Source organism: Rhizobium sp. BK312 (assembly GCF_014193605.1).
Classification (GTDB): Bacteria; Pseudomonadota; Alphaproteobacteria; order Rhizobiales; family Rhizobiaceae; genus Rhizobium.
Genome location: NZ_JACHZP010000015.1, coordinates 71,561 through 95,433, shown reverse-complemented (window position 1 = coordinate 95,433; position 23,873 = coordinate 71,561). Strand labels below are relative to the sequence as shown.

The 23,873-nt window shown below is 57.1% G+C and carries 19 protein-coding genes and 4 pseudogenes; 11 read left to right on the top strand and 12 right to left on the bottom strand.

All coding sequences use genetic code 11. The annotated features are described in order from the left end of the window. Positions 1-205: 205 nt before the first annotated feature. From FHT85_RS29070 to FHT85_RS29060, 4 genes and pseudogenes are all read right to left on the bottom strand, one after another. Positions 206-859: pseudogene (locus tag FHT85_RS29070) on the bottom strand (Tn3 family transposase); the annotation flags it as partial. After that, a pseudogene (locus FHT85_RS30365) lies at positions 849-1,049 on the bottom strand (ATP-binding protein); the annotation flags it as partial. The pseudogenes FHT85_RS30365 and FHT85_RS29070, both read right to left, overlap by 11 nt. After that, positions 1,049-2,335, bottom strand: coding sequence for an IS21 family transposase (gene istA, locus FHT85_RS29065; RefSeq protein WP_183774803.1), 1,287 nt, complete (start codon positions 2,333-2,335; stop codon positions 1,049-1,051). The pseudogene FHT85_RS30365 and the gene istA, both read right to left, overlap by 1 nt. A gap of 63 nt (positions 2,336-2,398) precedes the next feature. Next, positions 2,399-2,641: pseudogene (locus tag FHT85_RS29060) on the bottom strand (IS6 family transposase); the annotation flags it as partial. Between the two features lie 74 nt (positions 2,642-2,715). On the opposite strand from FHT85_RS29060, the pseudogene FHT85_RS29055 reads away from it, so the two are divergent. Continuing rightward, positions 2,716-3,306 (top strand): annotated as a pseudogene (locus FHT85_RS29055) (IS110 family transposase); the annotation flags it as partial. 295 nt (positions 3,307-3,601) lie between these two features. On the opposite strand, the gene FHT85_RS29050 reads toward FHT85_RS29055, so the two are convergent. Continuing rightward, the gene (locus FHT85_RS29050) at positions 3,602-4,729 is read right to left on the bottom strand and encodes a helix-turn-helix transcriptional regulator (RefSeq protein WP_183774797.1); all 1,128 of its coding nucleotides are present in this window, start codon (positions 4,727-4,729) and stop codon (positions 3,602-3,604) included. A gap of 303 nt (positions 4,730-5,032) precedes the next feature. Between FHT85_RS29050 and FHT85_RS29045 the strand changes: the two genes are divergently transcribed. The 4 genes from FHT85_RS29045 (at position 5,033) to FHT85_RS29030 (ending at position 8,085) form a co-directional block, all read left to right on the top strand. Beyond that, positions 5,033-5,539, top strand: coding sequence for a hypothetical protein (locus FHT85_RS29045; RefSeq protein ID WP_183774795.1), 507 nt, complete (start codon positions 5,033-5,035; stop codon positions 5,537-5,539). 77 nt (positions 5,540-5,616) lie between these two features. Then, positions 5,617-6,492: a hypothetical protein gene (locus tag FHT85_RS29040; protein ID WP_183774793.1), complete on the top strand. Its 876-nt coding sequence runs from the start codon at positions 5,617-5,619 to the stop codon at positions 6,490-6,492. 922 nt (positions 6,493-7,414) lie between these two features. Further along, positions 7,415-7,669 (top strand): FitA-like ribbon-helix-helix domain-containing protein, encoded by a 255-nt coding sequence (locus FHT85_RS29035; RefSeq protein ID WP_037149590.1) that lies wholly within the window; start codon positions 7,415-7,417, stop codon positions 7,667-7,669. Further along, positions 7,666-8,085 (top strand): type II toxin-antitoxin system VapC family toxin, encoded by a 420-nt coding sequence (locus tag FHT85_RS29030; RefSeq protein WP_183774791.1) that lies wholly within the window; start codon positions 7,666-7,668, stop codon positions 8,083-8,085. The genes FHT85_RS29035 and FHT85_RS29030 overlap by 4 nt, the downstream gene beginning before the upstream one ends. Before the next feature lie 104 nt (positions 8,086-8,189). Here FHT85_RS29030 and FHT85_RS29025 read toward each other — a convergent pair whose 3' ends face one another. The 4 genes from FHT85_RS29025 to FHT85_RS29010 all read right to left on the bottom strand — a co-directional run bounded on the left by FHT85_RS29025 (position 8,190) and on the right by FHT85_RS29010 (position 12,861). Next, positions 8,190-9,686, bottom strand: a complete 1,497-nt coding sequence (locus FHT85_RS29025) for a hypothetical protein (protein ID WP_183774789.1) — start codon at positions 9,684-9,686, stop codon at positions 8,190-8,192. 14 nt (positions 9,687-9,700) lie between these two features. Then, positions 9,701-10,807: a hypothetical protein gene (locus FHT85_RS29020; RefSeq protein WP_246780139.1), complete on the bottom strand. Its 1,107-nt coding sequence runs from the start codon at positions 10,805-10,807 to the stop codon at positions 9,701-9,703. Positions 10,808-10,950: 143 nt separating this feature from the next. Further along, positions 10,951-11,961, bottom strand: coding sequence for a hypothetical protein (locus tag FHT85_RS29015; RefSeq protein ID WP_183774787.1), 1,011 nt, complete (start codon positions 11,959-11,961; stop codon positions 10,951-10,953). A gap of 27 nt (positions 11,962-11,988) precedes the next feature. After that, a complete protein-coding gene (locus tag FHT85_RS29010; RefSeq protein WP_246780138.1) occupies positions 11,989-12,861 on the bottom strand; it encodes a hypothetical protein in 873 nt (290 codons plus the stop codon). Positions 12,862-13,403: 542 nt separating this feature from the next. Here FHT85_RS29010 and FHT85_RS29005 point away from each other — a divergent pair. The 4 genes from FHT85_RS29005 (at position 13,404) to FHT85_RS28990 (ending at position 19,513) form a co-directional block, all read left to right on the top strand. Further along, positions 13,404-13,727, top strand: coding sequence for an RHS repeat domain-containing protein (locus tag FHT85_RS29005; protein WP_183774786.1), 324 nt, complete (start codon positions 13,404-13,406; stop codon positions 13,725-13,727). 55 nt (positions 13,728-13,782) lie between these two features. Beyond that, positions 13,783-18,546 carry a polymorphic toxin type 37 domain-containing protein gene (locus FHT85_RS29000; RefSeq protein ID WP_183774783.1) on the top strand — a complete coding sequence of 1,588 codons (4,764 nt, stop codon included), beginning with the start codon at positions 13,783-13,785 and terminating at the stop codon, positions 18,544-18,546. Between the two features lie 43 nt (positions 18,547-18,589). Continuing rightward, a complete protein-coding gene (locus FHT85_RS28995) occupies positions 18,590-18,904 on the top strand; it encodes a hypothetical protein (protein ID WP_112415520.1) in 315 nt (104 codons plus the stop codon). A gap of 189 nt (positions 18,905-19,093) precedes the next feature. Continuing rightward, entirely contained in the window at positions 19,094-19,513 is a 420-nt protein-coding gene (locus FHT85_RS28990; RefSeq protein ID WP_183774781.1) for a hypothetical protein, read from the top strand. Here the strand turns inward: FHT85_RS28990 and FHT85_RS28985 are convergent. The 3 genes from FHT85_RS28985 to FHT85_RS28975 form a co-directional block, all read right to left on the bottom strand. Next, complete coding sequence (locus FHT85_RS28985) at positions 19,503-20,492, bottom strand: IS5 family transposase (protein WP_183774779.1); 990 nt, start codon at positions 20,490-20,492, stop codon at positions 19,503-19,505. The genes FHT85_RS28990 and FHT85_RS28985 overlap by 11 nt on opposite strands. After that, the gene (locus tag FHT85_RS28980; protein ID WP_246780137.1) at positions 20,413-20,934 is read right to left on the bottom strand and encodes a bifunctional 2-polyprenyl-6-hydroxyphenol methylase/3-demethylubiquinol 3-O-methyltransferase UbiG; all 522 of its coding nucleotides are present in this window, start codon (positions 20,932-20,934) and stop codon (positions 20,413-20,415) included. The genes FHT85_RS28985 and FHT85_RS28980 overlap by 80 nt, the downstream gene beginning before the upstream one ends. Positions 20,935-21,091: 157 nt before the next feature. Beyond that, positions 21,092-21,985, bottom strand: a complete 894-nt coding sequence (locus tag FHT85_RS28975; protein ID WP_183774777.1) for a LysR family transcriptional regulator — start codon at positions 21,983-21,985, stop codon at positions 21,092-21,094. Between the two features lie 178 nt (positions 21,986-22,163). On the opposite strand from FHT85_RS28975, the gene FHT85_RS28970 reads away from it, so the two are divergent. Continuing rightward, the gene (locus FHT85_RS28970) at positions 22,164-22,910 is read left to right on the top strand and encodes an SDR family NAD(P)-dependent oxidoreductase (protein WP_113241469.1); all 747 of its coding nucleotides are present in this window, start codon (positions 22,164-22,166) and stop codon (positions 22,908-22,910) included. A gap of 59 nt (positions 22,911-22,969) precedes the next feature. Beyond that, positions 22,970-23,809, top strand: coding sequence for an alpha/beta fold hydrolase (locus FHT85_RS28965; protein ID WP_113241470.1), 840 nt, complete (start codon positions 22,970-22,972; stop codon positions 23,807-23,809). Positions 23,810-23,873 lie beyond the last annotated feature (64 nt).

Below are 23,873 nucleotides of genomic sequence, written 5' to 3'. Positions count from 1 at the left end.
GAGCCACGAGCTCGGGAACAAGATTTGGGCCGGATCCGCAGATCACCATACCGGCCAGCGGCCTCTGAAAGTGCCGCAAAGAAAGGCCTGACAGAGGACCGCACTCGATCACACCTCAAAAAAGGTCAGAAACTACTTGCGCAACGGACGGCAACCACAGAAGAGCAGTGCGGAATCGTACGCTAACGGCGAACGGAATGAGAACTTATGCGACCCGCCGCAGTCCAGCTGGCAGACGGAGCGATCGAAATCCGTTCGGCATCTGATGTTCGGCATCCCAGGTGTAGATGCCGGTAAGGTTGATATGCTCCCAACTGAGCGGCGAGATGTGCTTCAACAGAGTATCAGGAATATCACGACCCGCTCGCTTCAGCTGTGTGATTGCACGGTCGAGATAGACCGTATTCCAGTGGACGATCGCGCTGACGACGAGGTTGAGACCAGAGGCGCGGAACGCCTGGCTCTCGAACGACCGGTCGCGGATCTCGCCTCGCTCGTGGAAGAAGACCGCGCGTTTCAGCTTATGGGCAGCCTCGCCCTTGTTGAGACCCGCTTGGCATCTCCGCCGTAGTGGCGGGCTTGAGTACCATTCGATCATGAAGAGCGACCTTTCGATACGACCGAGTTCGCGGAGTGCCCTCGCGAGATGGCTTTGCTTCGGAGATGCGGCCAGTTTCTTGAGGATCGTAGACGGCACCACGGACCGCGTCGTGATCGACGCGGCGAGGTGGAGCAGATCGTCCCAATGATCGAGGATCAGATCGGCATTGATCGGCGCCCCGATGTGGTTCGACAGCGCCGGATATGCATCGCTTTTCTCGAACGTGTGGAACTTCCGGTCTTTGAGATTGCGCAGTCTTGCTCGACATGGAGATGCGCCGCTCGTCGCGCCGTGCAATCTCGCGCGATACCAGGAACGCCAATGCCTCGCGCAGCGTCATTTTCGAGCGAGCGGCCTCGTCTAGCAGGCTGTCGAGTTGATCGCGGATTGCTGTCAGCTTCAGGCGGTCGAGCGTTGCGACGAGTAGATCATTGTCTACGGTTGTCATCACCAGCCACCTCCAACCACAGCCTCGTATTCCGCAAGCGGGCGCAGCAGGGCTGCTGGCGTCGTCTCGGCTGGAACGGAACGAACCAGCCCTTCCATACCCGCAACGCCGACGAAGTGGGTCCGGTCCACAATCCGCTGTCGCCGTCCCTGGCACAGAGCATGATCAGCTACGACATGGCCGGCGTGGCGGACGATGACACGACCCGCAAGTACAATGACCTGGACGCTTTCACCTATGAGACGCCAGGGTACGGAGTAACTGTTGGTGTCGAGATCGATGGCGCAGTCGGCCTGCACCTTGCGCACGAGATCGCGCAGCTGACCAAACGGTGCACGGCCTGACAAAGGCCGAAGGGCATCGACCTCGCCAGCAAAGCGCTCAATTGGAGGTTCGCCAGTCGTGCCGTGGTCGCGCTGATCGGCGACCTCACGTATCCAACGATCCAGATGTGCCTCGAAGGAGGCCCAGCTCTCAAACCGGCGACCTGCGATGGCGTTCTTTTTGACGTAGCCGACCCCGCGCTCATCCTTTCCCCTTGTCCGGGCCCGGTATGGAGCGCATGCGCGTGGCATGAAGCCCCAGTAACGCGCAAATGCCCATAGCCGTGCGTTGAAGCGGACCTCCCGGCTAACCGCGTCGCGATGTTCGACAAGCGCCTTCGCATTATCCAGCAGGACCTCACCAGGAACGCCGCCGAACCGAAGGAACGCGCCTTCCATGCCCTCGAACCAGTCGGTCTGTCCTTCTCGCAGTGAAGCACGTATATGGATGCGTCGGGAATAGCTCAGCGTGGCGACAAAGACGTTTACCCGGATTCGTTCATCGCCAATCCAGACACGGGTCTGCCCAAAGTCGATCTGCATTTGACGGCCTGGCGGTGTCTCAAACCGGACTGTCGCCCGCTTCTGCGCTTTAAGTTCGCGCCGCCATTCCCGGACCCGAAGCTCTACAGAGCGCAAACCGATGATAATTCCATGCTCGCTGGCCAGCTCCTGCCGGATCACATCGGCATTGCCGTCATGCCGGAAGAAGCGTTCGCGCAGCCAGTCATCCAAGCCATCGAAAGCAGTGCGGCGAACCGGCTTTTTAAATGGCGCTGCTCCGCCCTCCCGCAGATATCGCCGGACAGTGTTGCGAGCACAGCCAAACTCTTTCGATAAGCGCTTCGCACCCCAGCCAAGTTCGTGAAGCCGCAACATTGCCACCACCTCATCTGCCTGAAGCATATCCTCGCCCTGCATCGTTCGCGACAATGCAGGATGCGCTGAAATCATGCTCATCATCTATCTCTCCTCGTTCTGAAACGAGGGGGCAGTTCTTCATTTCGTTAGGGGGTCAGTTTCTCACTTCGCCTGACAATAGGTCTCGTCGGCATGCCACCTGCCAGTGACGGCGCGCTTGCGCCGATTGAACCGATCCGCCAACAGGGGCGCAAAGTGGACGACCCAGCGATGGATCGTCGAATGATCGACGCTGATGCCGCGTTCGGCCATCATTTCCTTCAGGTCGCGCAGGCTCAGGCCATAGCTCAGATACCAGCGCACGCACAGCAAGATCACCGACTGCTCGAAATGCCGACCTTTGAACATTGCCAATCTCCGCGACTTCCGGAGATCAATGCCATGCCACCAGTAACCAGGAAGTTTGCAACAGAACCGTCGCGCAAGGTGCCCGCAATGTTGGAGACCTTCTTCTCATCCTGGAAAGAATGGGACAGGGTTCCAGTGAGAAGGCTCTTCCATTAACAATGTGGCTCGCATTGCAGCCGCTGGCGAACGCCCTGATTGGGATTGAAGCTGAGATTGCCAAACTCGACAAGGAGATCCTCGCCATACATCGCAAGGATGCCGTCAGTCTTCGTCTTGGCTCGATCCCCGGTATCGGGCCGGTTACGGCGTCGTTTCTATCGGCAAGCATCCCGGATCCGGGCCTTTTCGAGGGTGGAGGAAAGTTCGCAGCATTCCTCGGGTTGGTGCCTCGGCAATATTCCAGCGGCGGCAAGCCGAGGCTTGGCCGGATATCCAAAATGGGTAATCGACATTTGCGAAAGCTCTTGGTGGTTGGCGCACATGCGGCGCTCTACAGCATCAAGAATGGCAAAACCAAATCGCCGCTAGCAGACTGGGCAAGAGCCTTGCTGGTGAAGAAATCCTTCAAACTGGTAGCTGTCGCGCTGGCGAATAAAATGGCGCGGATCGCGTGGGCGATCATGACCAGAGCCGGGCATTACCAACCAAACCTTGCGACCCAATAGACCAAGCATTACCCGAACTGCCCAAGAGGCACAAAAGTTGGCGGCGTGACGAAGGAGTGATGTGAAGGCACAAGCGGAATGGCCCGCACGAACCGAAGGACCCGTGGTAGCGTATAGCGCGTCAAAGCGCGATAGGTGATAGGGATCGGTTTGAGCGTAAAACATCAGCGCCAGCGGTCATATCAAACCGCGCTTACAGGCCGGAGACATGACTGCGCCCGACCCGGAAAGCTCAAACATCGCCGAAATCACCTTGCCAAGCGGGCGCCATCCAGACACGACGCCTTTTCACCAGTCAGTCACAGCCGCCAAAAGGCATACCGAGGCGATGGACAAGACGAACGAGGTCCGCCTGGCGCCTAGAGCCTGTCTTGGCCAAGAGTCGTACCAGATGCGTGCGTACTGTGTTGATGGCGATACCGCCCGCTTGCGCAATCTCCGCCAGTGTCTTACCCTCCGCCAAGCACAGCATGACCTTTGCCTCTGCAGCAGTGAGGCTGAAGGCATCAGCTAAGGCCTGCTGCGGGATTAGTGCCCGGCTCTCGCTCGATGCGATGAATACCGCCGCGGCGGCAGGGCCACGTAGGCGGCCGCGGTCGCGCCGCTCTAGAGGGAGGACATGCAACACCGCTCCGCCGTCCTCGCCCGTTGGGACGCCAATGCCAGACGCACCAAGACTCGTCTCCTCCCGCAGTGCCCGGCCGATCGCTCCGTGCAGCATGGAGGTGGCCGCAGGCGATCTGACCTGGATGCGTCCGTTGCTGAACTGGATAGGCTTGCGTCTAGAGGCCATCGCCTCAGCTTCGGCATTGGCGTGGAGCACATTTCCACCCTCAGCCGCGATCACTACGCCGATATTCAGCGCATCCAATGCACTTTGTAGCCGATTCATCCGAATCCGTCGTGAATCCAGTAGGTCCGAAATCGTGACGGCACGGCGAATGTGCGGTGCGAGAAGTGCCCCTAGCAGCCTGTCCCGAGGTGTGGCCACTCGCGGCAGGAGACAAGTTGCCATTGCAAACCGACTCGGCGTCTTCATGACGCAGGTGGCAGAAGCATCCACGAAGCCGTTTGGAAGCGCCCATTCGCAACAGAACCGGCTTTGGTGGAATTCGCTGATGTTCATGACCTCGTTCACGGAAATGGGCTGATCGAGCTGCATCTTGGATGTGTCCCATAAGGGGGCCGGCATCAGGGGCGAATATTTCTCCATCTCGCGGACGCCATAGGTCGTGAGGCCGGCCGCAAGATTGGCTCGCATCGTTCGCTCGACGGTGTCGAACACGACAAGCGCCATAACGCGAGACTCTCGGAATTCGGCGATTGCATTGAGCGTTTCTGGCCAGCTGTCCGGATCGAGCGCACTATCATAGATTCGCGCGATCAATGCTGAGAGCGTCGCAGGATCAAGTCCAGTAGTCATTCGGCCTCGCCTCCGGATAAACCTGCCGGCTATAGAACCGGCCATCGAAGTTCGGGCGCTATAGGCTGCCAAAAAAAGCTGACGCGACTTCGTCTGCGTGAAGGATACTCTTCACCAACGCCAACCCGAACCAATTCATCGTAGAAAAGATGTCCACCGCCCGCGATCGTCATTCATTTGGATGACGCGCGACAGAATCCTTCAGTCTAGCTTTCCCAATTATAGTCTTGATATCGGCCGGAGCATCAAGGCTGCTTTATTACCAATATATCAGATGCGCAGTGCGGCCGGATAAGCAGTTACATGTCTGTCTCGAAGACAGGTATCAGCCATTACATCGCAGTTCTATTCTACAGCGCAAAACTGGAGAAAGCTATGTCATCCGATATAATTTTAGGCGTCGCAGACGTTGTTATTAGCGCCAATGTAACAAAAACGACGTCAACTGATTTTATTCTTGATGCACCGTCACGTCGCCGGCAAGGAAAAACGCCGAAATATCGACGGGCGCTTGTTCATGATGCGAACGACGGCCTCACACTCAATTTCAATCAAGATTACCCAGGCGGCATTACTTTGCTTGGCGTCGCCGGGATCGAGCCTCTACCCATACCGCATGCCGAACAAAATGTTATCGGAAATCTTCAAAAGAATCCAAACTTGGTTATTCGTGGAGGGATTCAGTTTGAATGGGAAGAGCCACAGAACGTACTCGTGGGGGTAGCGCATGCACCGCAGAAAAGAACTGTGAGCCTGCAAGATATGCTTGCCAACCTGCTGGACCGAGTTGCAAAACTCGAGAAACGCTAAAGTCCCAAGTTAAATGATCCCACTATTCAGTGCGGATTTCCGACTTTGTGAGACCTACGTCCTGGAAGGTCAGAGCCATGAGCTACTACACGATCGGCATCCACGAGCTATATCCTAAAAAGCCTCGAAGCAAAGGAGCATACGACATCTTACTCTTGTCGCTTAGCGTCTTTGTGAATAGGCGTAGACAAGGATTCTATTTGCTTACAGCTCCAATATTCTCGGGGCAGCCCCTTGCTCCGTCCGCCATTACAGAGAGCGCAACGTTGAATGGGTATCCTAGGCCGAAATACCTGAATGCCCGCGAGCCTTGGACGATCGGGCCTATTGAAGTGGACGACGATGATCAGGTAGTGATTGTATATCAGGGATTGAACGTGTCTGATGATCCCAACTTCGTTCACACTGATGCTTGGAATGAGGGCGTAACAAAGGTAGTAAGCACTATCGACGAGTGGCTCATTGGCCAATTTTTGGTCGGCCTCGATCTAGCTTTTCCAGAGTTGCCCGACGGAATAAAAGAAATTTTACCTCAGGATATACAGAAATTCCTCGATAATCCCGTCGGCTATATACTTGGCGTTCGTCCATCTGGTCCCTGCAATGGCATCGTTTTTAAAGATGCTCTTGCCTTTACCGGCCGGGACCTCGCCGCGCTTGCTTATGAACCAGTTCCCGCCAGTGATTTTGTCTTGGACGCCGTCGGCAAATCGGAACGCTTCTTGTTGGCTAAATCCTACGATGATAGCGACACACACAACGAAGAAATCTGTGGTCCGGTCGCCCATACAGATGTTGGTATCGCAATCGTAAGATATGAGTTTTACCATTTGTCATGGTGGGGGCCAATCAAAGGAAAGATGCGAAGCCTTTACTCCGAGGGACTCAGAAAATATGCTCTGGCTGACGATCAGCAAATCTCCGTAAAAAAAATATTCGGTTTGAGGAACTGAAGCGCGATCGCTTTATGGACAGCCGACGCGCTCAGCCACTCGGTAATCTTATCAAGCGCGCAAGCAGCCGCGAGCGAAAAGTCCACTATTGGACGTCAGAAAGACAAATCGGGCCGGAGAGAATGCCGAACCTGAACGCATAGCAATCGTTTGACGTAGCGCCACATCTCATGTCGCCTTCAGTTGAAGCGCGGCGAGCGGTCGGCAGATTGGCTTGAGAAATAGCGGCGGGCGTGGTGCCGAGCGCCTTCTTGAACATCACGACGAAGGCAGTCGGGGACTCGTAGCCGAGATCGCTCGAGACCCGCTGCACTCATCGCTCGGATTCTCAATAGAAATATCAGGCCACGCCGTGTCAGTTCTTAGTAGCACTCAACAGGACAGGGACGGCAGCGCGTCTTGAACGTTTTGCCGCGGATTTGTCTGAAAGGATGATCGATCGGCTTATGCCGCGAGAGGGGGCAGTCCGGCCTCAATCGCCGAGCAATTCGAACTTGTTGCCGGGCCCATTGCATGGCCCCACATCCGTGACCTCGGTAGCCTAGGGGTTTCGCCTGACGAGGTTTCGCTTGCGCTGCGAGGTATCGAAACCATGGGTGTTCGACTTCGCCATGTCGGAAAGGTCTCGGAGGAGTTTCTCCGAGCGTCCTGGTGGACGGTTGTCCCTAAACTCCAGTCGGAGAAAGCACTGACTGGCTCCCTACGGCCCCAAATCGGTCATTTCATAGGCAAAGCCGATGTCCGCTACTGAGGAATTTCAGATGGATAGCTTTTGTAACAAAAGGATGGTCGGTTCCAATCCTGTCAAGGCGAGGTGGCTGAACGGACACGGTATCGTCCTCATTATTTTGAAACTCTTGAAAGTTTGCATCATTTTGTATATTTTGATAGCAAAGCCATCATTTCTATTGAGGTGATATCAATGCCGGCGGTCACCATTCGAAATCTTTCTGACGAAACACATCGTGCTCTACGCCTGCGAGCGGCTCATCATGGCCGAAGCACCGAGGCCGAGATCCGCGACATTATTGAGGCCGCTGTTCGTCCCCCTGAACGTGTTAAGCTCGGCTCTTTGCTAGCGGCTATCGGTCGCGACGCTGAGCTTTCCGACAGCGACGTTGAAGCCCTGCAGAAAAGTCGCGATAAGACGCCTGCTGAACCGATGACCTTCGAATGATCTTGCTGGACACCAACGTTATATCCGAGCCGTGGAAACCGGTTCCTGATGAGGCAGTGGTCGCTTGGTTGGACGCCCAAGCAATCGAAACGCTGTTCATTTCCGCAATAACGATTGCTGAGCTTCGCTTCGGGATCGCAGCTATGCCCTTGGGGAAACGGCAAACTATCCTCCGCGACCGCCTTGAGGGCGAAGTACTGCCTCACTTTTCCGAGCGCATCCTGCCCTTCAATCTTGCGACTTCGCAGTTTTACTCGGAGCTGATGGCACGCGCTCGAGTATCTGGAAAAGCGATCGGCACGGCTGATGGGTATATTGCCGCCACAGCAGCAGCAAATCGTCTGGCAATCGCAACCCGCGACACAAGCCCGTTCGAGGCGGCTGGGTTGCAAGTGATTAATCCCTGGTCCCGATAACGGCGGTGTAGATCTAGGTGTCCTAGGTTCGATACCCTTCAAGAGCAAAAAGGCTGATTCCGTCAAACCTTTAGTCAGCAGGACTGCGGATTCGTTGATAGCTCCTACATCTCGACAGCCGTCAGACTGATGTTTTCGATCGTTGCGGTTCCGCCGCCAATCGCCGAAAGGCCGAGATCGAACCAGTACGGCGTACCTGGTGTTAGGTTCGGCACCAGCGATTGCAAAGCGAACGGAATCTGTTGAGGCGATGAAACGATTGCCGTCACGCCCTTCACCGCTCCGCCAATAGCTGTGCCGGTCGCCGTTGCACCGTTGCCTGGAGCTGCGCCGGTTCCATATCGCAGTTGCACAACGAAGCCTTGACCGACGGCATCAGTATTAAAACCATCGCCGGAAGCCATGAACAAAACTCGTCCGGAAGCACCTGGTGTGATCGAACCCGCAAGGCCCTGCATCACCTGGGTACCAACGCTTGTAGTGCCGACGGGATTTGCGGGAACAGCTTGGGAGGCGCCAGCATTGGAAGTCAAAACACCGCTGCTGGATAGACTGGCTGCGCCGCTAACCTTGACAGCCGTCGGCGTCGATTCCTGCGCCCAGGGGCTGAAGCCGGTCGGTGGAACGGTCAACCAGGAAGAGGCCGTCATCGCAATCTGCGCCATACCTTGATTTTCCCGCCAAATCACTGCCGGGAATATCGTCGCACTTGAGAACGTGCTGATTGAGAAACCGCCAGCACCTGTTGCGGGGTTGGCGCTTGCTGAATTATTCCAGTTGCCTGATCCGGTTCTGAACCAGATTAGGCGATTGGTAATATCGACCGCGATACCAACCGTGCTGCCGGCAGGAACCGCGGCAATGGTGCCTAGCAGAGCGGCATTGTACCACACTTGGCCGTTTGGCTCGACGGCGATACCCTGCAAGTTCTTGCCAAGATAGTTGTTGAAGTCGACCGTTGCCGTTGCAATGCCCACACCGCTGTTGGCATCCGTGATCGTAACATTCTGGAACTCGAAATAATATTTGCCGCTCGATTGCGAATTGGAGGCGAGCACAGCAGCGTAGGACGCGTTTGTAGAAGTTGCAGTCAAATTGCTATTGCTCAGCTGGACATTCTCGGCTTTCGCTGTCGAACTGAAGGTGGCACCGGATCCAACGACGATCATTCCGTCGGTCAGCAAAATACCGCCGAAGGTTCCCGCGCTATTGAATTGGATTGCTCCCGGCGAGCCGCCCGGCGCGCCTGATGAGGAAAGCGTTATCCCCCCGGAGCTGTTGGTAATCGTAACACCGGGGCCTGCGGTCAAGGTCGCGGCCTGCGGTGCGTTTCCGGTCGATCCAATGATGATCTGGCCGTTAGTCAATGGGCCGATGCCGGCAAACGCGCCATTTCCGGCATTCAACTGAACCGCATTCTGGGATCCGGCGGGCGCTGCATCCGCGATGCAGTTCGCAAGCGCACTGACATCCGCCATGACCTGGGTTGCATCCGCAACTTGGCCATTGCTGAGCTGGTAGGGAATATTGCATTGGGCAAAAGATATATTTGCATAAAGCAATCCGCTGAAGAACAAGCCGGCTTTGAAGCTGCGACGCATGGTCTAGTCCTCTTTTAAAGGCTCACGATGTTCCAGGACAGAACATGAAATGAGGCCGGCCAAGTTTGGAGAGTATTCGAAGGAAATATAACGGCGGGACCGATCGTGCTTAGATTGGTAAGCGCGCCAGCAGCGGTAACGGAATAAGCTGGAATAAAGAATTCCCCGTCACGAGAGAATGACCATATGAGGTTTGTGCCGTCATAGCTCAAACGTTGCCAGACTGGTTGAGCTGGTTGGGGAAAGCCGGCGTCCTGGCTGATCAGGTCAGTTACCTTACCATCAAGCCCGACGCCACCCGATGTGATGGAATAGTCAAACACATAGTTTGACGTCCCATAGGCTCCGACACCAAATTCAACTGCTTTGTTGTTGACGGTATCCCGTACAGCGATGGCTGGCATGGAATAATAGGAAAGGCCACCCGTGTAAACACCGAGCATTGTTGCCTGCCAATTCCCTGGTGGTAGGTTCATTTCCGCCATCATCGCCACGCCACTGGCGGCGGCGGATGTCGACAGGAGTATGCCACGGCTAGTGGCAGCAATGGCCGCGCCGGCCGGCGGTGTTGTTGATGTTTGCAGAGTAAAGTTCGTGGCGATGGGTTTCACAAGGGCAGTACCGTTCAGCCAGTCAGCGCCGCCGCCGCCAAGAGTTCCCGTCGTTGCAATCGAAATTCCACCTGGAGAGTTCGTAACAGCAATACCGGACCCTGCCGTGAGGTTTGCAGCGCTTGGGGCCGAGCCAGAGGTTCCGATCAGTACTTGCCCATCAGTCAACGGACCAACGGCAGCAAATCCGCCACCGCCGTTATCGAGCTGAACGCTGTCCGGCGCCCCGGCTGGTGAATTATTATTCAGACACGTTGCAATAGCGTTGAAGTTAGCCATGACCGGAGTGCTGTCGACCACGCCACCATTAACGATCTGGTTGGGGATAATGCAGTCCGCGTGTGCTGTACCAGCACACAAAGCAACCAGCAAACCAACTGAGATCACGTATTGGACGTTAGGCATAGGAAAGCTCCAAAGTTCGCGATTATGGGTTCGAAACAGGATGTCACGAAAGTGAACTGTATTGAGCATCTCATGACGAACGACCGCACCAATAGAACTCCACATCAGCATAGCTGCCTAGGTAGCGTGCATATCGCGAATGCGCCGTTGGGTGTTATTGCGATTCCTGCGGCGATGAGCGGAGCGCTGAACAACAGAACGCTACGGGCCTTTATCATTTGATGGTTCCTGCTTTCGAACTTAACAGATCAGAGCGATACGACGCTCCACGAAAGGATGTGAAAGCCACTATTCCAGTTGTAATGGAGTGGCTGATAAAAGAGAATCGCTGGCCCGATCGTACTTAACTGGCTGAGCCAATCGGTCGCGGAAACGGAGTAGGCGCTCGTGAAATTCTCGCCGTCCCGGGAGAAAGACCAGACCAGCGTCGAACCGTTATAGGTCAACCGCATCCATAGCGGTTCGCTTGGCGTTGAATATCCGATGTCGGCAATCGATGAATCACCATTGTTCACGTCCAGGCCGACACCACCGGATGTCTTGACGTAATCAAACCGATAGGAGCTACCTAGCCCGTTGGCACCCTGCGAAAAGGATACCGCTCTATTCGTCGTGGCATCTCGGATAGCAATAGAAGGCTGAGTGTAGTACGAGAGCGGGCCGGTATAAACGCCAAGCATCGTCGCTTGCCAATTGCCAGTTGGAAGTAGAGTTTCAGCCATGATGGCCTGACCGTGAGTACCGGTGGTTACAGATAGCAATATCCCACGTGTGGTGGTCGAGAGGGTTGCACCAGTCGGAAGGCTTGTGGATGTTCTCATCGTGAACGAAGATAGGCTTGGCTTGACGACAGCAGCTTTGTTGAGCCAGTCAACCGCTGCTCCCGTGCCGCTGCCGGTGGCCGAAATCGTGACTGATGCAGGCCCGCCGGTAATTGCGATGCCCGAGCCAGCCGTGAGTGTTCCAGGCTGCGGCGGATTGCCGGTCGATCCAATAAGAAGCTGACCATCAGTGAGCGGCGTTGTGCCCGCGAGGGTGCCGCTTCCGCTGTTATAGAGAAGCGAATTCCCGCCGGCGCTTGGCGCCTGGGCATCCGCGCAATTTGCAAGGGCGGTGAAGTTTGCGCCCACTTTCGTCGCGTCGGCCACGTCGCCGCTTTGAAGTTGGTTCGGGAGCACACATTGTGCGAAGGCGGCGCCGGTGGCGGTTGTCAAGAAAGCCGCGGCAAAGATCGGAGCGAGAAATGAGACTCTGGGCATGAGAAACCTCGATGCTAGGGAGACGGTTCACATGCTGACAATGCGCCAGGACAGAATGTGGTAAGCGGATGGCCAGCCTGGGTTTGTGGGCTGCTGGAACATCGCCACAGGACCGACCCGATCGGCATTGGACAGATTGTCGGCCGCGAGGATCGTAAACACGGTGGAGAATACCTCGCCGTCGCGGGAAAACGCCCATGAGAGATTTGTGCCGTCATAGGTCACACGCGACCAGAGAGGCTGCGACGGTGGCGGCAGGCCTACGTCGACCGCCGTTGTCTGGCCTAGAACCATGTCGAGCCCCAGACCTCCAGCCGTTCTAGTATAAGCGGCCTGATAAGAGGCCGTTCCGGACGCGCCGATACCAAATTCGATAGCGCGATGACTGATCGAATCGCGTACGGCAATTGCTGGAAAGCTGGCATTGGTAAGTGATCCGGAGTAGATCGCTAGCATGGTTGCCTGCCAGTGGGCCGATGGGGTCGCGGTCTCGGCCATGATGCTCGTGCCGTCGGCGACCGCTGTTGTCGTCAACGCCATGCCGCGGATAGTCGGCACCAGGGAAGCGCCTGCCGGCGCAGTCGTCGATGTCACGACGGAAAAGTTGGCGGCCACAGGCCTGATGACTGCGGCTTCGTTCAGCCAGTCGACCGCATTTGCCGAGCCGCTGCCTGTTGCTGAGATCGAAATGCCGCCAGGGGCATTCATGATGGCGATGCCAGGACCTGCCGTCAAAGTTTTAGCCTGTGGCGCGCTTCCGGTGGCTCCAACGATTACTTGTCCATCGGACAAGGCGATACCGCCCAAATTGCCGCTCGACGTTTCGAACTGGACCGTATTCTGCCCGCCAGATGGTGCGGTGGCGTTGGCGCAGTCCGCTACGGCCGAAAAATTCTGCATGACCTGTGTCGCGTCGGCGGTTTGGCCGTTGGATAAGACGTTGGGCACCGCGCACGCGGCTATCGCTGGCGAGGAAGCCATTGTCAGGAGTGCAGATGCCAGAAAATTCAGTGCATGGTTGCTTTCTAATCGCATTAGGCGTCCTCTTGGAAAGTGATGAAAGCAATGCGCAAGCAAATCGAAACGCGCCTTAATCGCATGGCTTAAGCAAGTTAGTCAATTGATAAAATATAAATGACACGGAGATGCATAATACTGAAATATAGATACAAATAATAACGAAATTTCACTCCAAAAAGATACATCTTTTCAGATTGAAAACTGAAGACAATGCTTCGATTCCCGGTTTTTGCGGGATTGTATTTCTGATTATTGTATGAGAATGCTATTTCGAACGCTGAGGGCTTCGCTGAATGCCATCGCAGCCGGCTTGGGATGAGTCCGAGGAGCGCTGCAATTCATGCGAAAGTTATCAACCAAAATATAAACCCACAAGATGCAGATCGTGCGACAGTAAACAAATTTCTCACAAGGAAAGAGCGATGTTTTCGAAGCTCGGCCTCCACATAGTTGTTTCGATTGCGCTTTTGGCGAGCGCTGTCCCTGTGTTTGCAGATTCGAAGTCGAGCAATTTTGGCTACGACGCCAACGGGCGGCTGACCACTGGCTTCTACGACAACTCGAAATGCATCCTTTACGGCTATGACCCGAACGGCAATCGCTCGTTCCAACAGACCGCGACCAAGGATGCTACTCCACCGATCTGGGGGCAGGTTGCCTGGGGCGGCGTCAATTGGACCAGTGGTGTTGCTGACGCGATCTGGGGTTCAGGGTCCTGGGGGTGCATCCTGTGGACCCAACCCTGAGCAAGATTGACTGACGATCTTCCACGCCTTTTCAAAAATTTGACGAGAGATCTCGATGATGTCTGCATTCAAATCCGGAACAGCAGCAGTATTTCTTCTCGCATTGATCTCCGCCGGCACTGTGATGGCCGCACCGCCGACGATAGTGTCGTTTCCGGCTCCAAGCACGGCGGGATTTGCCGAGCCTTTGGTGAAAACAAAGGTCACCCTGCGAAACGAGGACGAGGATCTTTCCGCTGCTCTCAACGCGTTTCAGCATCGGCAGGATCCCTCCGATCTCTCCAGTTTGATGGGATTTCTCCAGAGGTATCCCCACAGCGGCTGGTCGACAGCGCTGTGGACCAATATTGGCCTCTCCTATCTGCATGACGGCTATTTCTCGCGTGCCATCGATGCCTGGCAACAGGCTTGGATCGAAGGGAAGGACGCATCTGCTCCGGAAGCACGCGCGCTGACCGATCGCGCTGTTGGCGAGCTCGCCAGCCTGAACGCCAGCATGGGGCGCAGTGACGATCTGGCGCTGCTGTTTGGCCAACTGGACGGTCGCAGGGTTTCCGGGCCGGCAACGGAAACGATTCAATCTGCCCGCGAGATGCTGACACTGGTCAAGATCGACCCGCGGCATCTGTTCAACTGTGGCCCGCTTGCGCTGCGAGCTCTTCTGCTGGCCCAGGGGCTAAGCGCTGACAAGCTCAATTTCCTGCAGTTCTACAACGCCGGGCCGGAAGGGACGACGCTTGCCGAGCTCGGCGGACTGGCAAGCAAGGCGAAGCTCGACTATCGCCTGATCCGCCGTTCTCCTGACGAAGCTGTTCCCGTGCCGTCGGTCGTCCATTGGAAGGTGGGGCATTTTGCGGCGATCGTCGGCAAGGCGAACGGCCGCTATCATGTCCAGGACGCAGTCTTTCCGAATGCCGATATGTGGGTCACACTCGATGCACTGAATGCGGAGGCCAGCGGATATTTCCTCGTGCCCGCAAGTGAGGTCACCAATGAAGCGTGGCAGGCCGTCTCACTGTCACAAGCAATCTTCGTTCGCGGCAAGGGATCGACCAATAGTACTCGACAGGGCGATGCCGGCGATCCAAATGCGAACGGGCCGGGACCGACGCCTCCCGATCCCAACAGTCCTTCTCTTGGCGGCTCGGGAGGACTAGGCGGTAATGGAAACCAGTCGCCATGGCCGCAAGGCGCAAACAACCAAAACAACGGTGACAATAATAACCAATGCCCTCTCTGCGTGGTCAACATCAAGGAATCCAGCGTCAGCGTTGCACTGTCGGACGTGCCCGTCGGCTACGTTCCGCCGATAGGCCCGTCGATGAAAATCGGCATCAGCTACAATCAGCGTGAAGATAGTCAGCCTGCCAATTTCGACTACTTCAATATCGGCCAGAAATGGTCGCTAAGCTGGTCAAGCTACATCATCGACGATCCGACCAATCCGGGCGCAAATGTCTCGCGTATCATGGGTGAGGGCGGCGCCTTCTATTACCTCGGCTATGACACCGCCCGTAGAACCTTCGCCGCCCAGGACACTGACGGTTCGATCCTGTCCCTCGTCTCGCAATCACCGGCCAGCTATCGTCGCCAATTGCGCAACGGTGCAACGGAGATCTACGAGCAGTCCGACGGAAGCGCTGCCTATCCGCGCAAGACCTTCCTGAGCAAGGTGATTGATCCCCAAGGCAACGTCGCAACGTTGCACTACGATAACCAGAAACGACTGATCTCGATCACTGATGCCGTCGGGCGTGATACGACCTTCACCTATGGCATTCCCGGCCGTCCACTGCTCGTCAGCCAGATCACCGATCCGTTCGGGCGCAGCGCCGTCCTTGCCTACGACGGCCAAGGGCGGCTGGCGTCGATCACCGATGTTATCGGCCTGACGTCGAGCTTCACCTACGACTCCAATTCGCTGATCAACGCGCTGATAACGCCTTATGGTACAACACGGTTCAGTTATACTCCGCCTGGAACCTCAAGTCCGCCGCGCTTTGTGCAGGTCACGGATCCGCTCGGCAACAAGGAGCGCGAGGAATGGCTCGAGCCCGCCCCGATTCCCTTTAGCGATCCCACGGCGACAGTTCCTGTTGGCATGCCGCTGCCGCTGACCAATACATATCTGCCCTACCGCAATAGTTTTCATTGGGACAAGAGTGCTTACGTCACCGCCGGCTGCACCGACACCGGTGGCTGCGATTATACCAAGGCCAGGATCCGGCATTTCGTTCACATGCCCGGGGCGGCTATCAAGGGGACGACGATCGAAAGCGAGAAAAAGCCGCTTGAGAACCGCGTCTGGTACGTCTATCCCGGCCAGACTGAGGTTGGAACCGCGCATGGCGGAACCTACGATCGACCGATCGCGATCGGTCGGGTGTTGGATGACGGCACATCGCAGATCAGCTTATATGCTTATGACAGCAGCGGGAATCTGACACAGGCAACGGATCCAGCTGGGCGGATCACCTATTATGCTTACTCGAATGGCATTGATCTTGCTGCCGTCAGCCAGGCTGGTCCATTCGTCACCCGGTCCATGCTGGCTCAATATATTTACAACAAGCAGCATCGGCCGATCTTTTATTCGGACGCGGCCGGACAGACGAGCACGATCGGTTATAATGCCGCGGGTCAGTTGAGCTCATTCACCGATGCCCTTGGTGAAAAGACGACTTATCAATACGACACCAGTGCAAATCTGGCGTCGGTCACCAACGCCAACAACGCCACTGCGGCTACCTATACCTATGACGGCTTCGCCCGCGTGCGGACGTATACCGATTCCGAAGGCTGGACGGTCACCTACGACTACGATGCCGCCGACCGCGTTACCAAAGTCACGTATCCGGACGGCACGTCGCAGCGCTACACCTATCAGCGGCTCGATCTCGTTTCCTATCAGGACCGTGAGGGGCGAATTTGGCGATATCAATATGACGCCAATCGCCGGCTGACGGCGGCTATCGATCCGATGCGGCAGTCGACGAAGCTCGGCTACGATCCTGCCGGAAATCTCGTTTTTCTGACCGATCCGAAGGGCAACGTGACGGCCTGGGCCTACGACGTTCAGGATCGGCAAACTTCGAAGACCTATGCCGACAATAGTCAAGTTGCTTATGCGTACGAAAACGCGACGAGCCGCCTGAAGAGCGTTCTCGACGCATTGGGACAGACAAAGCAGTATCGTTATGCGATCGACAACAATCTGACTGGTCTGACCTATCTCAATGCCGTCAATCCGACGCCGAACGTCACGTTCGCCTATGATCCCTATTTCGATCGAATTGCTTCGATGACGGATGGCGTTGGAACGACGACCTACAGCTATAATCCGTCCTATGCCGACGGTGCCCAGCAGCTCGCCCAGGAATGCTTTACGGCGACCGGTGCGTCTAGCTGCTCGCACACAATCGCTTATGGGTATGATGCTCTGGGGCGGCCGGCCAGCCGCCAGATCTCGGGTAGCGGCGCTGAGACAGTGCAGTATGACGCCATTGGTCGAGTCACCAATCACTCTAGCGATCTTGGTGCTTTCCAGATTTCCTATCTTGGGCAGACACCGCAGATCGCTGTTCGGCAGTTGCTGCCAGCAACGTCAACTCTCAAGACCACCTGGAGCTACCTCGACAACGCTCACGACCGGCGTTTGTCTGGTATCGCAAATACCGGCCTCACCTCCGGTCAATATACCATCTTCACCTTTCAAACCTCGCCCGAGAACTTCATCACGGGCATTACACAAGAAAGCGAGGCAAGCGTCGAAGAACCCAATCCCGGTCCGCAGGCTGTGTCCTTTAATAATCTTAACCAGATCACGCAGGCTTCTGGTCAGGCCTATAATTACGACGCCAACGGAAATTTGCTGTCTGACGGCGAGCGGACATATTCTTGGGACGCGGAAAATCGTTTGATTGGGATCACATATCCCTCGCAATCTGGAAAGCTCACCAAATTTGTCTATGATGGACGCGGGCGTCGTATTGAGATTGACGATACGCCAGCGGGGGGAGGTAGCGCCGTTACCTCAAAATATATCTGGTGTGGCAGTAAGCTCTGCCAAGCCCGTGATGCTGCCTACTCTACAAAACAAAGTTACTTCACCGAAGGCGAATTTAAGATCGGGGCTGCCAGTCCCGGACTCTTCTACGGGATCGATCACATCGGTTCCGTGCGGCGAGTATTCCAAAGTGCAACTACTGCTCCTGGCTACGACTATGACCCTTGGGGAGTTCCGTTGCAGACCGCCACCCCGCTCACTGATTTTGGTTATGCAGGGATGTTTGCGGTCCGTGGTATCGGCATCGACTTCACAAGGTACCGCGCATTCGATCCAAATCATGGACGATGGTTGTCTCGGGATCCGCTAGGAGAAATGGGAGATCTTGAGGGAAGCCTCTATGATTATGCCAGCAATAATCCTATCAATCTAACAGATAGCCAAGGCCTGCAAAGTTTCTGGAGCGGAGTTGATGATGCGGCTGCGCTCCTCGGTTTCCCGACCGGGAGGCGTAGGAATTCACCCGCGTGGTGCGCGCCTTCTCCCGGGGGGCTTTCTATGAAGCCGCCGGACAATGCGTGGGATAAAGATGGTCCAAAGGCACCTGGTTATCCGGGTGATCACCCAGATTACGAAGACCCCAAAGGCGGTCCTGATTGGGTTCCCAATCCGAATGGCTCGGGTTACGGATGGAAAGATAAGGACGGCGACGTCTGGGTCCCAACTGGGCAGGGTGGCCTGGCCCATGGAGGGCCGCATTGGGACGTGCAAACCCCAGGTGGAGGCTATAAGAATAAGTACCCGCCGAAATAAATTCGGGTGAAAGCTCGGCATCACAATTCGAGAGGTGAGAGATATGAAGAACATCCAGTTCATCGACGGAGCCGATAATGCTGCTTACGATGTCTTCGTCTGTGACGACGGGGATTTCAGCATTCTTTTTCCGCAAGAGGGTCAAGATATAGAATTCATAGAGGACGTAATTGAAAGAATTGGAGACGACGCTGCGGGTTCCATCATCGGTCGAGTATCGAAACGCCCGCTACGAAAAAGCGTTGTCCAAGGAATCCATGGGACGCTGTTCTTTGGCCTTTCGTCGAAAAAGGAATTTTATCCCCGTAGGCGTGAAGCCGATTTGGACCATACAGCCCGGGGATGGGTTCATGGCTGAGGTCAAGTTTCCTGCACTTTGCGTATTCGCAAGTGTAGTAAATGCCCACTAGACACGGACATCACAGACGAAGGCGATGTCCGGGACAAAAGAAATTAGCTTGCATCATCTGTGCGATGCCGCGCGCATCATTGGAGTTTGGCTTGTTGATCTGGGTCTTCAAGAAAGGCTTCGGCGTGGCGCGTCTCGGTGCAGATGGTGGGCAACCGAAGTGAAAGCGATCAGCGACGTGATCTGATGTGGCGGGACCGAGATTCGACCTTCGCTGAATATTTCCGGGGAATTCCACCACTCGGTTGGAAGCTGCGCGTCTTCTTCCCATCCAGATGGGCTCGGTTTTATGCGAACCCATCTGGAAACCTCCCGATCAAGGGACAGGACGAGCCAGAAGAAATGCGCCGGCGTTTCGAGGCGATCGAGTCCTCGCTTTTTGGTGCGAATGCTTCAGCGATTTCCCTATTTGTGCCGATCGTCAGGCATAACGGTGAGACTGGACGCTATCATCCGGAAGTAATGTCCTCCTTGGGATTGAAGCTGGTGGACGCAGCGTTGGTGCATCGGTCGCTGAAAGAACGGATTTCTGTCTTTGATGCTCTGGCTACGCGGTGACGGTTTTGCAGCGGACGGATTTCGGGCGTGCGCATGCCAGCATTCGATTGAGGACGGCACAGCCTATGGAGACTTCCGTCTGCTGCGCTCCGAATGAGCGCGCCCGCAACCTGTATCCGATGATCGATTTGTAGCGACCGATTGCGGTCTCGACCAGAGATCGTTTCCCGTAGCCGGTCGCAGCCTGCCACTTCATCCGGCCATCGGTGTTGATCGCCGCGATGTGGCGGTCTCGTTGGCTCAAGGGATCGGCGTCTGGCCGTTTCACCGCGTTTGCGCGTGGCGGAATGACCACCATAGCACCGGCACTATGCCAGGTCACGGCGTCATAAGTTGGACTGCCGTCATAGGCGCCGTCGGCCGTGAACTGTCCGATCGGCGCATCGATCTGGTCAAGCAGCGCCTCCACCTGCGAGGCGTCGCCGGCATCTTGGTCGGTCATGACGTGGGCGATGATGTCGCCGCTGCCGGCATCCAGAGCCAGGTGCAATTTTCGCCAGTTCCGACGTGATTTGGCACCGTGTTTCTCCTCTAGCCATTTGCCCGCGCCGTAGATTTCCAACCCTGTGCTGTCGATGAGGACGTGGACATGTCCCTTTCCCCGAGCTTGGTGCTGTCGCCGCCCGTCCGGCAACCGCCGTTTGCTTGCCCGACGGCTCAGGGTCGTATGATCGGGAACGGCGAGATCCAGTCCCATCAGGGTCAGCACTGAAGTCAAAAAGCCCTCCGTCTGGCGCAGCCGCAGGCCGAACACCAGTCCCAGCGTCAGGGCAGTTTCAATCGCCAGATCGGAATAACGCGGCTGTCCACCGCGCGTTGTCCGCTTCGGCGCCTGCCAGGACGACAGCGCCTCCGGCGTCATCCAAAGCATCAGGCTGCCACGTCGGCGAAGACCAGCCTCATACTCTGCCCAGTTCGTGACCTGGCACTTCATCTTGCCAATACGATGGCGGCGGGAGGCGTTGTGCTTGAAAGGCATCGTGGCGGAGACCAGTTATTGAGCTGGCCACCGCACCTATCCCACCGCGATTAACGATCCGCGCACCAACGTCGTCGGGCATGTGTTCAAGAACAAATCGCGCGTGCGCGACGTCAAACTGCCCGGACTCGTTTTCCGACAGTGGGGGAGAGACGATGTCGCCCTGCCTCATCTGGAGGAGAGAAGTCTCGCCATCGGCTTCGGCTTGACGTAGAGCTTCCGCGATCTGTTCCTGACTGCGTTCGAGACCGACCACAGGCACTCCGGTGATGCGTGCCATCGCTCGCGAGAACTGCCCCAATCCTGCGCCGAAATCGATTATTCGCTCGCCGACCTCAAACCGACCTACCTCGATGCAGCGATTGTTGAGGCGGGTGTTCAGCGCCGTCAGACGCTGTTGCTCTGGTTCGCTTGCGCCATGCGTGTAATGCGACCCAGACATTGACGGTCCCCCGCGTCAGATTGGCGTTATCGCAGGCTGGCATAATGTCTTGGAGAGGCAAGGCGGTCGTCCGCTTCAGGATGTGGCAGCGAAACCTGAGATCGAACGCGTGATAACCTCAAGGACCACTTGGGGCCGCTGGTAGACGGTTGCTGCCTCAGCTGGCAGGCGCCTTTCCATTCTTCCTGAGCCGAGACAAGAACAGTGCCAGAATTGGTGAGCCATTCGATCGTCTATAGCCGACAGCTAAATCGATCGTTGGCGGCTCGCCCTTGAGCGGGCGACTGGTAACAGACCAGGGCAGAAAGTTCTCGGCATAAGCCGGCAGCAGCGCCACGCCGCGCGTCGAGGCGATCAGGGACATGGCCATGGTGAGATTGTGGACCCTGTGTGCGGGCTCGATGTTGAGGCCGTTGGCCGCCAGATAATCCTCGATCGCCTGACGCATCGGGCCTGCCACGTTCGAGCCGCCGATGAAAGTTTCCTTAGCCAGTTCGCGCACGTCGACCTCTTTCTGTCGGGCAAGACGGTGGTCGCTGGGCATCAGCATGACGAAGTGCTCAATTCCGACGGTGACGTAGTCGAGCTCGGGATGATTGGGCTCGTGCCGCATGAAGGCTATGTCGAGCCGGCCGGACGACAAGCCTTCTGCAAGCTCCGGTGAATTCTCGCTCGATACGGTCATCTCGATATTGCGAAGTTCGGTCCCGAGAAGGCGGCTGGTCTCGGCCAGCCAGTTGACCTCCTGGCCGCTCAGGAAGCCGACGGCGAAGACCGGCTTCAGCGGCCGCGCCGCGCGCCGTGCCGCCTCCCGCCCGGCATCCACCTGCGCCAGCGCGAGACGCGCATGGTCTAGAAAGACCTTGCCGGCCTCCGTCAGCTCCACGCCGCGCGCGCTACGCACCAAAAGGGGGACGCCGATTTCGTGCTCCAGGTCGCGGATCTGCCGGCTGAGCGACGGCTGAGCGGTATGCAGCCGGCGTTCGGCGGCAACCGTCAAGCTACCTTCCTCGGCGACGGCGATGAAATAGCGCAGATGTCTAAGCTCCATGACAACCCATACCTTTGAGGCATGGCGGTGAGCCTACAAAGTCTTTTTCGAAGGTGCAAGGGAAGACTAAATCAATGCTCAACGGAAGCGGACATCTGGTTCGGAAAGCAAAACCGAAGAACGAAGCAGGCGCCCGGAGACTTCCAGATAATGCAAACCTTGTCAGAGGATTAGGATCATGTCTGCACCTGTCGTTCTCATCACCGGCGCGCTCGCCGGCATCGGCCGCGCCGCCGCGTTCTCGGTCGCCAAGAGCGGCAGCCGCGTCGTCGTTTCCGGCCGCAGCTTAGACAAGGGCCATGCCCTGGCGGAAGAGCTTCATGCGCTTGGTGCCGAGGCCGAGTTTATCAAGGCCGACATCCGCAGCGAGGAGGAGGTCCGTGCGCTGGTCGACGGTGTCGTCGCCCGCTTCGGCCGTCTCGATGCCGCCGTCAACAATGCCGGCACCGAGGGCCGGCCCGGCCCGGTGACCGAACAGAGCGCCGAGACCTACGCTACCACCTTCGATACCAACGTGCTCGGCACGCTGCTCAGCATGAAGCACGAACTGCGCGTCATGCTGGCCCAGGGCGCGGGCAGCATCGTCAACATCTCCTCGACCTACGGTCATGAGGGTGCTGCCGGCGCTTCCGTCTACGCCGCCAGCAAGCATGCGGTGGAGGGCCTGACGAAGTCCGCAGCGCTCGAAGCGGCCGGTTCCGGCGTGCGCGTCAACGCCGTCGCTCCCGGCCCGACCGATACGGGCATGCTCGACCGCTTCACCGGCAGCACCGAGGTCAAGGCGGCGCTGGCCGCCAAGGTGCCGCTTGGCCGCGTCGGCCAGCCGAGCGAGATCGCCGAGGCGATCGCCTTCCTCGCCTCCGGTAAGGCCTCATTCATCACCGGCCAGATCGTCACCGCCGATGGCGGCAAGACGGCGGGCTGAACATCCTCCGCGGGCCAGAAGGTCAGGCTCCCGCAATCAGGAAATTCGAGGTTACGATCATGACATATACACACGAAACCGCCCCGACGGAGTTCGTCGCGGCCAACGGCATCCGTTTCGCCTATCGCCGCTTCGGCAAGGTCGGTGGTGTGCCCATCGTCTTCAATCAGCATTTCCAGGGCACACTGGATCACTGGGATCCGGCCGTCACCGACGGCCTTGCCGCAACGCGCGAGGTGATCCTTTTCAATAACGCCGGCGTCTCCTCCAGCTCGGGCGAAACTCCGGAGAGCTTCCAGGAGATGGGGGCGAACGCCGTCGCCTTCATCACGGCGCTCGGCCTCGACAAGGTCGACGTGCTCGGATTTTCGATCGGCGGCATGGTCGCACAGGAAATCGCGCTGCGGGCCCCGGCTCTGGTGCGCAAGCTGATCCTGGTCGGCACCGGCCCGCGCGGTGCGGACATGTCCAAAAGCCAGTCCTCCGCGATCTTCGCCGGCACCTATGATCCGGCCGAGCATCTTTGGCTGAAGGTGCATTTCTCGCCTTCGGCAGCAAGCCAGGCCGCCGGCCTCGCCTTCCTCGAGCGCAAGCTGCGCCGTCAGGATCGCGATCCGCTGGCCGGCACGCAGGCGGTCACGGCGCAAATCGCCGCGATCGGCAAGTACATGGCCTATCGGGATGTCGAGGGATATCTCGACTACCTCAAGGACATCCGCCAGCCGACCCTCGTCGTGCAGGGCAGCAATGACGTGATCATTCCGACGGAGAACTCCTACGTGCTGCAGCAGACGCTGCCGAACGCGCAGCTGATCCTCTATCCGGACGCCAATCACGGCTCCTTTTACCAGTACCCAGACCTGTTCGTCGCCGAGGCGAACCTGTTCCTCGATCGCTGAGCGACACAACACACTCAGCAACTTCGACTGACATCCCCAAACCCGGCGCACCGCGGATCGCTTC

Excerpts from the sequence above, each read along its gene's own strand:
- FHT85_RS29040 (WP_183774793.1), top strand. The coding sequence starts at position 5,617 with ATGAGCTACTACACGATCGGCATCCACGAGCTATATCCTAAAAAGCCT.
- FHT85_RS28980 (WP_246780137.1), bottom strand. The coding sequence starts at position 20,934 with ATGTCTGGGTCGCATTACACGCATGGCGCAAGCGAACCAGAGCAACAG.
- FHT85_RS29000 (WP_183774783.1), top strand. The coding sequence starts at position 13,783 with ATGATGTCTGCATTCAAATCCGGAACAGCAGCAGTATTTCTTCTCGCA.
- FHT85_RS29035 (WP_037149590.1), top strand. The coding sequence starts at position 7,415 with ATGCCGGCGGTCACCATTCGAAATCTTTCTGACGAAACACATCGTGCT.
- FHT85_RS28975 (WP_183774777.1), bottom strand. The coding sequence starts at position 21,985 with ATGGAGCTTAGACATCTGCGCTATTTCATCGCCGTCGCCGAGGAAGGT.
- FHT85_RS29015 (WP_183774787.1), bottom strand. The coding sequence starts at position 11,961 with ATGCCCAGAGTCTCATTTCTCGCTCCGATCTTTGCCGCGGCTTTCTTG.
- FHT85_RS29020 (WP_246780139.1), bottom strand. The coding sequence starts at position 10,807 with ATGTGGAGTTCTATTGGTGCGGTCGTTCGTCATGAGATGCTCAATACA.
- FHT85_RS28970 (WP_113241469.1), top strand. The coding sequence starts at position 22,164 with ATGTCTGCACCTGTCGTTCTCATCACCGGCGCGCTCGCCGGCATCGGC.
- FHT85_RS29025 (WP_183774789.1), bottom strand. The coding sequence starts at position 9,686 with ATGCGTCGCAGCTTCAAAGCCGGCTTGTTCTTCAGCGGATTGCTTTAT.
- FHT85_RS29030 (WP_183774791.1), top strand. The coding sequence starts at position 7,666 with ATGATCTTGCTGGACACCAACGTTATATCCGAGCCGTGGAAACCGGTT.
- FHT85_RS29050 (WP_183774797.1), bottom strand. The coding sequence starts at position 4,729 with ATGACTACTGGACTTGATCCTGCGACGCTCTCAGCATTGATCGCGCGA.
- FHT85_RS29010 (WP_246780138.1), bottom strand. The coding sequence starts at position 12,861 with ATGCAGAATTTTTCGGCCGTAGCGGACTGCGCCAACGCCACCGCACCA.
- FHT85_RS28985 (WP_183774779.1), bottom strand. The coding sequence starts at position 20,492 with ATGCCTTTCAAGCACAACGCCTCCCGCCGCCATCGTATTGGCAAGATG.
- FHT85_RS29045 (WP_183774795.1), top strand. The coding sequence starts at position 5,033 with ATGTCTGTCTCGAAGACAGGTATCAGCCATTACATCGCAGTTCTATTC.
- FHT85_RS29005 (WP_183774786.1), top strand. The coding sequence starts at position 13,404 with ATGTTTTCGAAGCTCGGCCTCCACATAGTTGTTTCGATTGCGCTTTTG.
- FHT85_RS28995 (WP_112415520.1), top strand. The coding sequence starts at position 18,590 with ATGAAGAACATCCAGTTCATCGACGGAGCCGATAATGCTGCTTACGAT.
- FHT85_RS28965 (WP_113241470.1), top strand. The coding sequence starts at position 22,970 with ATGACATATACACACGAAACCGCCCCGACGGAGTTCGTCGCGGCCAAC.
- istA (WP_183774803.1), bottom strand. The coding sequence starts at position 2,335 with ATGATGAGCATGATTTCAGCGCATCCTGCATTGTCGCGAACGATGCAG.